Origin of the sequence: Arthrobacter sp. TB 26 (assembly GCF_000427315.1) — a bacterium.
In the GTDB taxonomy this organism is placed as follows: Bacteria; Actinomycetota; Actinomycetes; order Actinomycetales; family Micrococcaceae; genus Arthrobacter.
In genome coordinates, this window is sequence record NZ_AUPJ01000112.1 from 19,124 (window position 1) to 31,686 (window position 12,563).

Below are 12,563 nucleotides of genomic sequence, written 5' to 3' on the forward strand. Positions count from 1 at the left end.
AACAAGCGGTTAGGCCCGCTGGAGTTCCACGCCCTCCTGTTGGCTGTCCACGTCGCCACCGACAACGGCCGCGGGGGCGCCGCCGTCGTGCCGCTTCTTGGCGGCGGCCGCCGCGAACGCCATAACCCCCAGACCCAGCAGGGTGATCCCGGCGCCGGCCCAGATCGGCGAGGTGTAGCCGAGGCCGGCGGTGATGGTCACGCCGCCCAGCCAGGCGCCGAGCGCGTTTCCTACGTTGAAGGCGCCGATGTTGGCTCCGGAGGCCAGGGTGGGAGCGGTCGTCGCGTACTTCATAACGCGCATCTGCAGCCCCGGGACGGTGGCGAAACCGAAGCCGCCCAGCAGCACCATGGAGGCAATGGTCATTGGCCGGCTGCCGGAGGTGAGGGCAAAGACCACCAGGACCACCACCAGGGCGGAGAGCGCCACCAGCAGGGTGCGGTCCACGTTGCGGTCAGCCGCCTTGCCGCCCACGGTATTGCCGATGAAGAGGCCCACTCCGAACAGGATGAGCAGCCACGGCACCGTGGAGGCTGAGAATCCGGTGACCTCGGTGAGCGTGAAGGCGATGTACGTGAAGGCGCCGAACATGCCGCCGTAGCCAAGGATGGTGACCAGGATGGAGAGCCAGACCTGCCCGGAACGGAAGGCTCGGAGTTCGCCCCGCAGTCCGCCGGCGGCAGAACCGGAGCCAGAACCAGCGGCCGACTCGCCCGCACCAGTCTTCGGAACCAGGGCGAGAATGCCGACCAACGCGAGGACGCCGATACCCGTGATCGCCCAGAAGGTGGACCGCCAGCCGGCGGCCTGGCCCAGCATCGTGCCGAACGGCACGCCCAGCACGTTGGCCGCCGTGAGCCCGGTGAACATGATGGCGATGGCACCCGCTTTCTTGGTGGGGGCGACCATGCTGGCGGCCACCACCGCGCCGATCCCGAAGAACGCGCCGTGGGCCAGTGCGGCGATGATCCGGCCGACCATCATCAGGGCGTAGTCGGGGGCGATCGCGGAGACGAGGTTACCGGCGATGAACAGCACCATAAGCACGGCGAGCACCGGCTTGCGCTCGAATCGGGTCACGGCGGCGGTCAGCAGCAGTGCCCCGACGACGACGGCCAACGCGTAGCCGGAAATCAGCCAGCCGGCGGTGGCCTCGCTGACCCGGAAATCCGCGGCAACTTCGGGCAGCAGGCCCATGATGACGAACTCGGTAAGTCCGATCCCGAACCCGCCGAGGGCGAGTGCTATCAGGCCAATGGGCATGGGGGAGCTCCTTCAAAACTGTACGGAAAGAATTGCGAGGCGTAAGCTATTAGTTGCAGACGCGTTATTTATTGTTGCACAAGCAACTATACCGCGCAAGCAACTAATTTATGGGCTGCCTGTGTTCCGAGGTCTCGCGGGGCTGGGCAGGCTGATTTGAAGGGAAGAACTGATGGGCATCAAAGACGACGCCGTCGAGGTCCGGGCGCAAGGCTGGCGGACCCTGGCGGCCCTGCATGGACTGATCGAGGCGGAGCTGGAGCGCTCGCTCCAGGCCGTGGCGCAGCTGTCCGTCGTGGAGTACACCGTGCTGGATGCGTTGAGCCGCCAGGACGGCTGGCACATGCGGATGCAGCAGCTGGCCCGCGCCACTGCGCTGAGCGCCAGCGCCACCACCCGTCTGGTCAACCGGCTCGAGGACCGGGGCCTGCTGACCCGGATCCTGTGTGCCGATGACCGCCGGGGAATCTACACCGAGCTCACTCCCAGTGGCATCAAGCTGCTGGAGGAGGCCCGGCCCAGCCACGACGCCACGCTGGAGCGCGCGCTGGCCGAGGCGCAGGACGTGCCGGAGCTGGCGCCCCTGGTCGACGCCCTCCCCAAGCTGCACGCCGCCGTCTAGCGGGACAACCTGCAACCGCTTCACCGCACGAAGCCCCGCCCGCGACGTCCCGTCGAGGGCAGGGCTTTGTGTTGGTGACGGTTGGCTGGTTACTTGGCGGCCAGTTGTTTGAAGTGGTGCTCGAGGTCTTCCAGGCTCTTGTCCTTGGTTTCCGGAATGAACTTCGCGGCGAACGCGATGGCACCGACGCCCAGCACGGCAAAGACGAAGAAGGTGCTGGAGAGCCCGATGGCGGCAAGGAGCTGCGGGAAGCCGAATCCCACCAGGAAGTTCACCGTCCACAGCACGAAGGCCGAGGCGCCCATGCCCAGGCCGCGGATCTTCAGCGGGAAGATCTCGGAGAGCATCAGCCAGGTGACCGGGGATATCGCGCCCTGCTGGAACGCCAGGAACGTCACCGTCAGGGCGAGGATCACGAAGCCGCGGGCGGTGCCTTCGGGCAGGACCAGCGAGAAGAACCCGATCAGGAGCAGCGCCGCGGTTGTGCCGAGCTGGCCGGTGATGAGCATCCTGCGCCGGCCTACCTTGCCCAGCAGCCAGATCCCCACGAACGTGGCCACCACGGAGATGACGCCGTTGGCGATGTTCGCCGTCAACGCGGCCTCCCTGCCGAAGCCCGACTGGGCGAGGATCTGGGTGCCGTAGTACATGATCGAGTTCACGCCGGTGATCTGTTGGATGACGGCGAGGCCGACGCCCACTACGAAGATGCGGCGTAGCCAGGGGACGCCGAGGTCCTTCCAGGAACCCATCTTGGACTTGTAGTCCTCCACGGCCATGGCCTTGACTTCCTCGAACTCGGCCCGGGCCTCCGACTGGGATCGGATCCGCTGCAGCACGCTGAGGGTTTCGCCGAAGCTGCCCATCGAGGCCAGCCAGCGGGGGCTTTCGGGCATAAAGTTCATGCCGATCCAAAGCGCGATTGCGGGCAGCGTGGCGATCACGAGCATCCAGCGCCAGATCCCGCCGGATTCGCCGAAGGTGTTGCCGAGGTAGGCGTTGAAGATGAAGGCCAGCAGCTGGCCGGTAACGATCATCAGCTCGTTCTGGGTGACGATCCGTCCGCGCCGGGCGCTCGGCGAGACTTCGGCGAGGTACACCGGGACGGTGACGGAGGCGCCGCCGACGGCGAGTCCGAGGACAAAGCGGGCCAGGATCATCACCTCGGTGTTCGGGGCGAAGGTGCAGGCCAGGGTGCCGATCAGGAAGATGACGGCCAGCACCATGATCATTTTTCGTCGTCCGTTGCGGTCAGCGAGGCGCCCGCCGAACAGGGCGCCGAAGGCGGCGCCGAAGAGCAGCGAGGAAGTCACGAGCCCTTCGGTCAGCGGCGTGAGGCCCAGGTCCTCCTGCATGTACGGCAGGGCGCCGTTGATGACGCCGGTGTCGTAGCCGAAAAGCAACCCGCCGAAAGTGGAGATGATGGTCGCAGTGCGCAGCGCCCGCTTGTGGTTTCCGGGCGCCTTCCGCTGTTGGGCGGTTGCCGTCGACGTCATACGCTCACCTTCTGGATCTGCTGTTTCATGGTCTCCAGCTGGTAGCGGGAAACCTCCGCGGCGCTGTCGTCCTCGGCGAAGACGCTGGAGACCATCACGGTGTCCTCGCGGTCGAGGAAGCCGATTTCCTTCAGGCCGCCGAAGAACTCGTCCCAGTTCACGTCGCCGTCGCCGATCTTCAGGTGCTGGTGCACCCGGACAGGGTTTCCGGGCGGGTTGGTGATGTAACGCAGACCGTGCGAGGCGTGGTGGTCCATGGTGTCGGCGACGTGGACCAGGCGAAGCTTGTCCCCCGCCGCGCGCATGATGTCCAGCGGGGCGTTCTGCATGTGGAAGCTGTGCGAGGCGACGTAGACGAGGCCGACGTTCGTGGAGTTGAGTCCGCGGATCACCCGGATCGCGGCCAGGCCCTCCTCGACGAAGTCGTCCGGATGCGGGTCGATCAGCAGGTCGATGCCCTCCCGCTCGATGATGGGGAGCAGTTCCTCCATGGAGCGGTAGAACGCGCGCTCGGATTCCTCGGCATTCTCCGGGCGGCCGCTGAATTCGGTGTTCATGGTGTGGACGCCAAGGTCCACGGCGATCTGGATGGCACGCTTCCAGTACCGGACAGCAGCCTCGCGGGCATCCTCATCCGGGCCGGACCAGCGCAGCACCGGCAGGACGGAGGCGATTTCAATCCCCGCGTCCCTGCAGGCCTTGTTCAGCTGGCCCACCAGCTCGTCATCAGCCTTCGGGTGGTTGAAGAACGGGATGAAATCGGCGTGCGGGGTCATCTGCATGTACTTGTAGCCGAGGTCCGCCACCACGCGGGGAAATTCGAGCAGGCTGTGCGAGTGGTGGAACGGCGTGGGATCAAGGGCGATTTTCACTTCGGAACACTCCATTGTGGATCTGGCGGGGGCCTGGGCGCCGGCCGGCGCTGCGTTCTTGGCAGTAGCGGGCGCCGGCCGGCGGCGCGTGCTTAGCGGTACAGTGCGGGCCTGGCGTTCAGTTTCACGGCGACCTTTTCGCCGTTCTTCTGCGCCTCGACCCCGGCCTCGCAGCAGGCGGCGGTGGCGTACCCGTCCCAGGCCGTCGGGCCGCCGATTTCGCCGCGCAGTGCGGCGTCCACCCAGGACTGGATTTCGACGTCGTACGCAGCACCGAAACGCTCCTCGAAGCCGGGCGTGACGTTGCCGCCCCAGCGGCCGTTGCTGCGGGTGTACGGGCCCTTGTCCCCGCCGATGCTGACAATCCCGTCCTCGAAGGACGCCTGGGTGGCGACCTCATAGCCGAACTTGGCGTTGACGTAGATCTCGACGTCGGCCAGGACACCGGACTCGGTCTCGATCAGCACATGCTGCGGGTCGTGCTGGCCGCCCGGGGAGTTCCTGGTGGCCTTGCCAAGGCGGACCTGGACCGAGGTGATTTCCTCACCGGTGAAGTAGCGGATCGCGTCGAATTCGTGGACCACGGAGTCGTTGATCAGCATTTCGTTCGTGAAACCGGCGGGGGTGGTCGGGTTGCGGTGCTGGTGGTGCAGCATGAGCAGCTCGCCGAGTTCGGAGTCGCGGATGATCTTACCGAGGGCGGCGTATTCGGCGTCAAAGCGGCGCATGAAGCCGACCTGGATGCGCTGGTGGCCCAGCTTTTCCTCGGCCTCGACGATCTTCCACGCGGACTCGGCATCCGGAGTGAGCGGCTTCTCGCAGAGGATCGGGATGTCCTTGGCGATTGCCTTGAGCAGGATGTCCTCGTGCAGGAAGCCCGGGGTGGCGATCAGCACGGCGTTGACGTCGCCGTTGTTGAGGGCCTCGTCGGCGTCGGCCAGGGCGACGGCGCCCGGGATGCCTTCGATGGCGGCCTGGGCACGGGCGAGGTCGACGTCGACGACGGCGGCAACTTCCGCGCCGTGGATGCGGGTATTGAGGCGCTGGATGTGGTCTGCGCCCATACGGCCGGCGCCAATGACAGCTACGCGGAGGGTTTTGGTCATGATCTTGTCCTCAGTTCTAGTTGACAGCGGTGCGGGAGCCGCAGGAGAGCAGGTAGTTGCGGGTGCGCTTAGCGATCGGCATGGGCACATCGAAGGCCACGGGGTACATGTCCTGTTCCACAATGCCAAAGATCGGCCGGTCCAGCGCCTCGACGGCTTCGATGACGGCGCGCAGGTCCGGGAGCCCGTTCGGCGGTTCAGTCATGACCCCGGCCAGGTTGGCGGCGGCCCAGGTCATGTTCTCCTCGTTGACCTTCCTGAGGATGTCCGGGTTGATCTGCTTGAGGTGCAGGTAGCCGATCCGGTCCGGGTAATTCTTGATCAGCTCCAGGCTGGAGGCACCACAATACTCGGCGTGGCCGGTGTCCAGGCACAGGTTGAGGTAATGGGCGTCCGTGGCAGCGAGCAGGGTCTCGATGTCCTCCTGCGCGCCGACATGGGAGTCGGCGTGGGAGTGGAACTGCTGTTTCAGACCGAAGTCCTCCAGCAGGGTCTTGCCGAGCCGGTTGTGGCCGGTGAAGAGGTCGCTCCAGGCCTTTTCGGTGAGCTCGCCGCTTTCCACGGCCTCGCCGGTGACGTCGTCGCGCCACATGGCCGGGATGACCACCATGTGTTCCCCGCCCATGGCGGCGGTGAGTTCGGCGACCTTGCGGGCCGGCTCCCACGCGGTTTCCCACTGGTCCAGGCCGCGGTGGAACGCGGTGAACACGGTGCCGGCGGTGATCTTCAGGTCGCGGGCCTTGAGTTCCTCGGCGAGGTGGGCCGGGTCGGTGGGAAGGTAGCCGTAGGGGCCGAGCTCGATCCACTTGTAGCCGGATTCGGCGACTTCGTCGAGGAAGCGTTCCCACGGGGTCTGCTTCGGGTCATCCGGGAACCAGACACCCCAAGAGTCCGGCGCGGTGCCGATGATCAGCTTGTTCTCAGTCATGTTCTCTTCCTTCTCATCGATTGCTCCGCAGGTGCCGTTTTGGACGCTCAAAACGGCGGTTACGGAGCAGTCGATCGTGATTAGTGGGTGGGGATTAGTTCGAGGGGAAGTTGTAGGAGGCGCCCGAGGCGTGGGTCGGTTCGGGCCAGCGGGAGGTGACCACCTTGCCGCGGGTGTAGAACGAGACACCCTCGGGACCGTACATGTGCTTGTCGCCGAACAGGGAGGCTTTCCAGCCGCCGAAGGAGTGGTACGCGACCGGTACAGGCAGCGGAACGTTGATGCCGATCATGCCCACGGTAACGGAGCGCTGGAACTTGCGGGCGTTGGCGCCGGAGGAGGTGAAGATGGCGGTGCCGTTGCCGTAGGGGTTGGCGTTGATCAGCGCGATGCCGGCGTCCAGGTCCTCGACCCGGACCACCACGAGGACGGGGCCGAAGATTTCCTCGCTGTAGGCGGTCATTTCGGTCTTGACGTGGTCCAGGACGGTGGGGCCGACCCAGAAGCCGTCCTCGTGGCCGGGGACCACGAGGCCGCGGCCGTCCACCACCATCGCGGCACCGGCGGTTTCGGCTTCGGTGACGATCCGGACGATGCGGTCCTTGGAGGCCGGGGTGATGACCGGCCCCATTTCGGCGTCGGGCGCGGTGCCGTTGTTGACCTTGACGGCGAGGGCGCGTTCTTCGACTTTCTTGACCAGCAGGTCGGCGGCTTCGCCGACGGCGACGGCAACCGAGATGGCCATGCAGCGTTCGCCGGCGGAGCCGAAGGCGGCGGCGGCGAGGTGGTCGGCGGCGTTGTCGAGGTCGGCGTCGGGCATGATGATGGCGTGGTTCTTCGCCCCGCCGAGGGCCTGGACCCGCTTGCCGTGCTTGGTGGCCGTCTCGTGGACGTACTGGGCGATCGGGGTGGAGCCGACGAAGGAGATGCCGTCCACATTTGGGTGGGTCAGGAGGCCCTCCACGGTTTCCTTGTCGCCGTGCAGGACCTGGAAGACGCCGTCGGGCAGGCCCGCGTCCTTCCACAGCTTGGCCAGCAGCATCGAGGCGGAGGGATCGCGTTCGGAGGGCTTGAGGATGAAGGCGTTGCCCGTGGCGATCGCCATGGGCGCCATCCACAGCGGCACCATGACCGGGAAGTTGAACGGGGTGATGCCGGCGACGACGCCGAGCGGCTCGCGGAAGGAGAACACGTCGATCCCGGTGGAGACCTGGTCCGAGTAGTCGCCCTTGAGCAGCTGCGGGATGCCGCACGCGAACTCGATGACCTCGAGGCCGCGGCCGATCTCGCCCTTGGCGTCGGAGAGGACCTTGCCGTGCTCGGCCGTGATCAGCTCGGCGAGGTCGTCCACGTGGGCCGCGACGAGTTCGCGGAACCTGAACAGGACGGCGGTGCGCTTGGCGAGGGAGATGTCGCCCCAGCTGTCGGCGGCCGCGCGGGCGGCGGCGACGGTGGCGTCCAGGTCCGCCCGGTTGGCCAGCCGCAGCTCTGCGGTGACGGCGCCGGTGGCCGGGTTGTAGACGGGCTGGGTGCGGGTGCCGTCGCCGGCGGTCTCTGCGCCGTTGATGAAGTGGTGGATGGTTGTGGTGGTGGTGACGGTGGTCATGGGAATGTCCTTGGGAGTTGGAGTCTGGGGTGGCTCAGGAGGCCGGGTCAGCCGAGCAGTTTGCGCTGGTGGCTCTTGTGGTCGACGTAGGTCTGGAAGGCTTGTTTCGTGGAGGCGAGTTCGGAGACCTGGGAGACCGGAACGTCCCACCAGGACTCGGAGCTGGGTGCGTCCAGCAGCGGGTCGGATTCAACGTGGATGACGATCGGGCCGCCGCGTTCGGGGGCCGCTTTGGCGTCGCGGACGGCCTGTTCGAGCTCGGCGATGACCTTCTCCCCCGGTTCGATCCGGATCACCTTCACGCCGAGGCTTTCGGCGTTCAGGGCCAGGTCCACGGGGAGCCTGTCGCCGTCGAAGCTGTGGTGCTCCTCGTCCAGGGCCCGGTACTGGGTGCCGAAGCGCTGGGAGCCGAGGGACTCTGAGAGCGAGCCGATGGAGGCGTAGCCGTGGTTCTGGATCAGGACCACGATCAGTTTGATCCGTTCGGCGACGGCGGTGACCAGTTCGGTGTGCATCATGAGGTACGAACCGTCCCCCACCATCACGACGACGTCGCGCTGCGCCCCGCCCTTCGCGGCTTCGGCCAGCGCCGCGCGCTTGACGCCGAGGCCGCCGGGGATCTCATAGCCCATGCAGGAGTAGGCATATTCGACGTGGTAGCCGAACGAATCCCGGACGCGCCACATCTTGTGCAGGTCGCCCGGAAGGGAACCGGCGGCGCAGATGACGACGTCCTGGGCGTCCATGGCGCGGCTTGTGGCGCCGATGATCTCGTTCTGGGCCGGGAGCGGGGTGAAGCGGGTGTCGAAGGCTTCGTCCACGGTGGCGTTCCAGCGGGTCTTCTCGTTCGCGATCTGCTGTTCCAGGTCGGCGCCGATCCGGTAGCCGCCGAGGGCCTGGTTCAGCTTGATGAGGGCCTTGCGGGCGTCGGCGACGATCGGCAGGGAGGTGCCGTGTTTGTAGGCGTCGATCGCGGCGACGTTGATGTTGATGAACGTGACGTCCGGGTTCTGGAACGCGGTCCGGGACGCGGTGGTGAAGTCCTCGTAGCGGGTGCCGATGCCGATGATGAGGTCCGCGTCGGCGGCGATGGCGTTGGCCGCCGTCGTGCCGGTGGAGCCGATCGCGCCGAGGGAGAATTTGTGGTCCCAGGGCAGGACACCGACGCCGGCCTGGGTGTTGCCCACCGGAATGCCGGTCAGCTCGACGAACTTCGCGAGTTCCTCGTTGGCGTAGGCGTAGAGCACGCCGCCGCCGGCAATGATCAGCGGGCGTTTGGCGGCGCGGATGGCGTCGGCGGCGCGGCGGATGTCCTCGTCGTCGGCGTCCGGGCGGCGGATCCGCCATTCGCGTTCGGCGAGGAATTCCTCCGGCACATCGAAGGCCTCGGCCTGGACGTCCTGGGGCAGCGAGATCGTGACCGCGCCGGTCTCGGCGGGGTCGGTCAGGACGCGCAGGCCGTGGTGGAACGCGGAGAACAGCTGCTCGGGCCGGGAGACGCGGTCGAAGAACTTCGAGAGGGGCCGGAAGGCGTCGTTGACGGTGATGTCGTAGGCGTAGGGCTGTTCGAGCTGCTGCAGCACGGGGTCGGCGGCCCGGGTGGCGAAGGTGTCACTCGGCAGCAGGAGAACGGGCAGCCGGTTGGTGGTGGCCAGAGCCGCACCGGTCAGCAGGTTCGAGGAACCCGGGCCGATCGAGGTGCTGATCGCGAAGGTCTGGCGGCGGCGGGTGTGGCGGGCGTAGCCGACAGCCTGGTGGGCCTGGGCCTGTTCGTTGCGGCCCTGGTAGTACGGCATGATCGTGGGATCGAGCTGCTGGTACTGCTTGAGGGCCTGGCCGACGCCGGCGACGTTGCCGTGGCCGAAGATCCCGAAGGTGCCTGGGATCAGCCGCTCCCGGTAGTCCTGGCCGCCGATCGAGTCGACTGTGTACTGCTGGGACAGGTATTCGACAACCGCCTGGGCGACGGTCATTCTGCGTGTTCCTGAGGCAGTTCTGGTTCCCATGGGAAATTACTCCGATACTTCTTCGGCGTGGGTGGATTCGGTGTGGTGCAGGAGCGAGGCGGCGGTTGCCACGGCCCCTGCGACGTCGCCGTCGTGCGGGTAGAGCAGGGTCCGGCCGACGGTGAGGCCCTGGACGCCCGGCAGCGCAAGGGCGTCCTGCCAGCTGGCGAAGACCTCGTCCTGGCTGCTGTCCGGGTCTCCGCCGAGGAGCACGGTGGGCATGGTGGTGGACGCCATGACACGTTCCATTTCGGCCACCACGGGAAGTTTCATCCAGGTGTAGGCGCTGGTGGAGCCCAGGCCCTCGGCGATGGCGACGGACTTGATGACGGCGTTGGTGGACAGGTCGTTGTGGACCTTGCCGTTCTCGCGGACGGAGAGGAACGGCTCCACCATTGCGATGAGCTTGCGCTCGGCGAGGGAGTCGATGGCTTTGGCCGTTGCCTCGAGGGTGGCCACCGTGTCCGGGTCGCCGAGGCAGATGCGGGTGAGCATCTTGCCGCCGTCGGCGCCGAGGGCCTCGAGGGCGGCTGCGGTGTGGCCGGTGAAGCGGTCGTCGAGTTCATTCACCAGGCCGGAGAGCCCGCCGCGGTTCATCGAGCCGAAGAGCAGCTTGCCCTCGAGTGCGCCCAACAGGAGCAGGTCGTCCATGATGTCCGGGGAAGCCAGGACGCCGTCCACATCCGGGTTGGCCAGGGCGATCCGGAGCCGGTCCAGCAACTGGCGGCGGTCGGCCATGGCCACGGGATCGCTGCCGACCGCAAGCGCACCGCGGGCCGGGTGGTCGGCGGCGACAATGAAGTTCTGTTGGCCGGCCTTGACCCCGGGATGGCGGCGGCGGGCCTTCGCGGCACGGGAGATCGCAGCCGGATCCTCGAGCCGGATGATGCTCAGATGCTCGTAACGGCGGGGATCGTCGTTCACCGTGAGGGTGGCGGCGGCGGGGTTGACACTCACAGGGTTGCTCCTTCGGTGGCGTAGGTGCCCGGCACAAGGCGCCCGCGTTCGGCGAGCAGGCCGGTGACTTCCTCCGGCGTCGGCATCGCGTCGGCGCAGGACAGCCGGGAGGCGACGAGGGCCCCGGCAGCGTTGGCGAAGTCGAGGACCTGGGCGAGCGGCCAGCCGGAGAGCAGCCCGTGGCAGAAGGCCCCGCCGAAGGAATCGCCCGCGCCCAGGCCGTTGACGGTTTCCACCGGCACGGGGGCGGAGACGACGCGTTCGGTGCGGGTCTTGGCCATCACGCCCTCCGGTCCGAGCTTCACGACGGCAATCTCGACGCCTGCCGCGAGCAGGCGGTCGGCCTGCTCATCCGGGGTGCCTTCGCCGACGGCGACGGCGCATTCCTTGTCGTTGCCGATCGCGACGGTGACGTGCGGGAGGATCTTGGCGACCTGCTCCCGGGCGTCGGCGTCGGAGGCCCAGAACATCGGCCGGTAGTCCAGGTCCAGGATGGTGTACTGGCCGGGCTTCAGTCCGGTGCGGGGCCGCGCCTCATGCGCCGTGATGTGGGCGGTCCGGCTGGGCTCCTGGCAGAGGCCGGTGACCGTGGACCAGAAGATTCCGGCGTCCCTGATGGCGTCCAGGTCCAGCTCCCCGGCCTTGATCTGCAGGTCCGGGGCGGTGGGGAACCGTCCGTAGAAGTAGAGCGGGAAATCCTCCGGCGGCTTGATCGCGCAGAACGTGACCGCGGTGGGCCATTCCTTGACGGCGGTGACGAAGGAATCGTCCACCTTGAACTTGCGCAGTTCGCGGTGCAGGTATCTGCCGAAGGCGTCGTCGCCCGTGCGGCTGATGACGGCGGTGCGGCGGCCGTGCCGGGCGGCGGCAACCGCCACGTTGGACGGTGATCCGCCAAGGTACTTTCCGAAGGACGTGACATCCTCCAGATCCACCCCGATGTCGTTCGGGTAGATATCAACGCTGATGCGCCCGATCGTGAGCAGTTCGTGGGTCACGGTGATCGCGGACCTTTCTGGTGTGAACTCGGTACCTTTTGCGCAGCCTGAGCTTCGGTGCTTAGGGGGCCGGCGTGAGCCGGGCCACATCCACTACTTTGCCCTAGAATCCATGTACTGTCAAAGGTTTGTACTGACATATTTACAACATGACACCGGCGGGAATATCAGCCCCGGCGCGCGGCGGCTTCGGGGCCGTCGGCATGCCTCACGGCTACTTGCCGGGGACGCCCAGCTCGCCGGTGACGTACTGCGCCCGGCCATAACCGAACGACCAGTCCCCCGCAGTGTTCTCGACGTAGCCAATAAAGACGTCCTCGCCGGCGACCCCTGCGGCGGCCAGACTTTCCGCGATGGCGGCAAACAGGGACTGCTTGGCCTCCTGGCTGCGCCCGGCCTGGGTGAGGATCTGGATCATCACGACATCCGGCGTCCGCTCGAAGCCGAGGCCGGCGTCCTGGGCGACAATCTGCCCCGCGGGATGTTCGGTCAGGACATGGAAGTAGTCCCGCTCCGGAATGCCGTATTCACCCACGATGGCGCCGTGGATTGCCTGGGTGAGCGCACGGAGCCGCTGCGGAGTCCTGCCCTGATTGACGTCGATTCGCACGAGAGGCACTCGTTACTCCTTCATTAGTTTGTCCTGACATGCTAACAAAGCAAGGGTGAGGGGTGCAAGGCTCGCCTGCGACGCAAAAACAACGCGGGG

Annotated in this window: 11 protein-coding genes; 1 reads left to right on the top strand and 10 read right to left on the bottom strand. The window is 66.8% G+C overall.

What is annotated here, in order from left to right; all coding sequences use genetic code 11:
- Nucleotides 1-9: 9 nt before the first annotated feature.
- On the bottom strand, nucleotides 10-1,263 hold the full coding sequence (locus K789_RS0103365; RefSeq protein ID WP_024365521.1) for an MFS transporter: 1,254 nt from the start codon (nucleotides 1,261-1,263) through the stop codon (nucleotides 10-12).
- 172 nt (nucleotides 1,264-1,435) lie between these two features.
- Between K789_RS0103365 and K789_RS0103370 the strand changes: the two genes are divergently transcribed.
- Nucleotides 1,436-1,885, top strand: coding sequence for a MarR family winged helix-turn-helix transcriptional regulator (locus K789_RS0103370; protein ID WP_024365522.1), 450 nt, complete (start codon nucleotides 1,436-1,438; stop codon nucleotides 1,883-1,885).
- 89 nt (nucleotides 1,886-1,974) lie between these two features.
- Here the strand turns inward: K789_RS0103370 and K789_RS0103375 are convergent, their stop codons facing one another.
- The 9 genes from K789_RS0103375 to K789_RS0103415 form a co-directional block, all read right to left on the bottom strand.
- The gene (locus tag K789_RS0103375; RefSeq protein WP_024365523.1) at nucleotides 1,975-3,381 is read right to left on the bottom strand and encodes a sugar porter family MFS transporter; all 1,407 of its coding nucleotides are present in this window, start codon (nucleotides 3,379-3,381) and stop codon (nucleotides 1,975-1,977) included.
- Nucleotides 3,378-4,253, bottom strand: coding sequence for a sugar phosphate isomerase/epimerase family protein (locus tag K789_RS0103380; RefSeq protein ID WP_024365524.1), 876 nt, complete (start codon nucleotides 4,251-4,253; stop codon nucleotides 3,378-3,380). The genes K789_RS0103375 and K789_RS0103380 overlap by 4 nt, the downstream gene beginning before the upstream one ends.
- A 92-nt stretch (nucleotides 4,254-4,345) precedes the next feature.
- Entirely contained in the window at nucleotides 4,346-5,359 is a 1,014-nt protein-coding gene (locus K789_RS0103385; RefSeq protein WP_024365525.1) for a Gfo/Idh/MocA family protein, read from the bottom strand.
- Between the two features lie 16 nt (nucleotides 5,360-5,375).
- Nucleotides 5,376-6,287 (bottom strand): sugar phosphate isomerase/epimerase family protein, encoded by a 912-nt coding sequence (locus tag K789_RS0103390; protein WP_024365526.1) that lies wholly within the window; start codon nucleotides 6,285-6,287, stop codon nucleotides 5,376-5,378.
- Nucleotides 6,288-6,381: 94 nt separating this feature from the next.
- Nucleotides 6,382-7,893: a CoA-acylating methylmalonate-semialdehyde dehydrogenase gene (locus tag K789_RS0103395; RefSeq protein WP_024365527.1), complete on the bottom strand. Its 1,512-nt coding sequence runs from the start codon at nucleotides 7,891-7,893 to the stop codon at nucleotides 6,382-6,384.
- Nucleotides 7,894-7,940: 47 nt separating this feature from the next.
- Entirely contained in the window at nucleotides 7,941-9,866 is a 1,926-nt protein-coding gene (gene iolD / locus K789_RS0103400; RefSeq protein ID WP_035738985.1) for a 3D-(3,5/4)-trihydroxycyclohexane-1,2-dione acylhydrolase (decyclizing), read from the bottom strand.
- A gap of 39 nt (nucleotides 9,867-9,905) precedes the next feature.
- Nucleotides 9,906-10,856: a deoxyribose-phosphate aldolase gene (locus K789_RS0103405; RefSeq protein ID WP_024365529.1), complete on the bottom strand. Its 951-nt coding sequence runs from the start codon at nucleotides 10,854-10,856 to the stop codon at nucleotides 9,906-9,908.
- Complete coding sequence (gene iolC / locus K789_RS0103410; RefSeq protein ID WP_024365530.1) at nucleotides 10,853-11,854, bottom strand: 5-dehydro-2-deoxygluconokinase; 1,002 nt, start codon at nucleotides 11,852-11,854, stop codon at nucleotides 10,853-10,855. The genes K789_RS0103405 and iolC overlap by 4 nt, the downstream gene beginning before the upstream one ends.
- 214 nt (nucleotides 11,855-12,068) lie before the next feature.
- Nucleotides 12,069-12,473, bottom strand: coding sequence for a tautomerase family protein (locus K789_RS0103415; protein WP_024365531.1), 405 nt, complete (start codon nucleotides 12,471-12,473; stop codon nucleotides 12,069-12,071).
- Nucleotides 12,474-12,563 lie beyond the last annotated feature (90 nt).

Excerpts from the sequence above, each read along its gene's own strand:
- K789_RS0103365 (WP_024365521.1), bottom strand. The coding sequence starts at position 1,263 with ATGCCCATTGGCCTGATAGCACTCGCCCTCGGCGGGTTCGGGATCGGA.
- K789_RS0103370 (WP_024365522.1), top strand. The coding sequence starts at position 1,436 with ATGGGCATCAAAGACGACGCCGTCGAGGTCCGGGCGCAAGGCTGGCGG.
- K789_RS0103375 (WP_024365523.1), bottom strand. The coding sequence starts at position 3,381 with ATGACGTCGACGGCAACCGCCCAACAGCGGAAGGCGCCCGGAAACCAC.
- K789_RS0103385 (WP_024365525.1), bottom strand. The coding sequence starts at position 5,359 with ATGACCAAAACCCTCCGCGTAGCTGTCATTGGCGCCGGCCGTATGGGC.
- K789_RS0103390 (WP_024365526.1), bottom strand. The coding sequence starts at position 6,287 with ATGACTGAGAACAAGCTGATCATCGGCACCGCGCCGGACTCTTGGGGT.
- K789_RS0103395 (WP_024365527.1), bottom strand. The coding sequence starts at position 7,893 with ATGACCACCGTCACCACCACCACAACCATCCACCACTTCATCAACGGC.
- iolD (WP_035738985.1), bottom strand. The coding sequence starts at position 9,866 with ATGACCGTCGCCCAGGCGGTTGTCGAATACCTGTCCCAGCAGTACACA.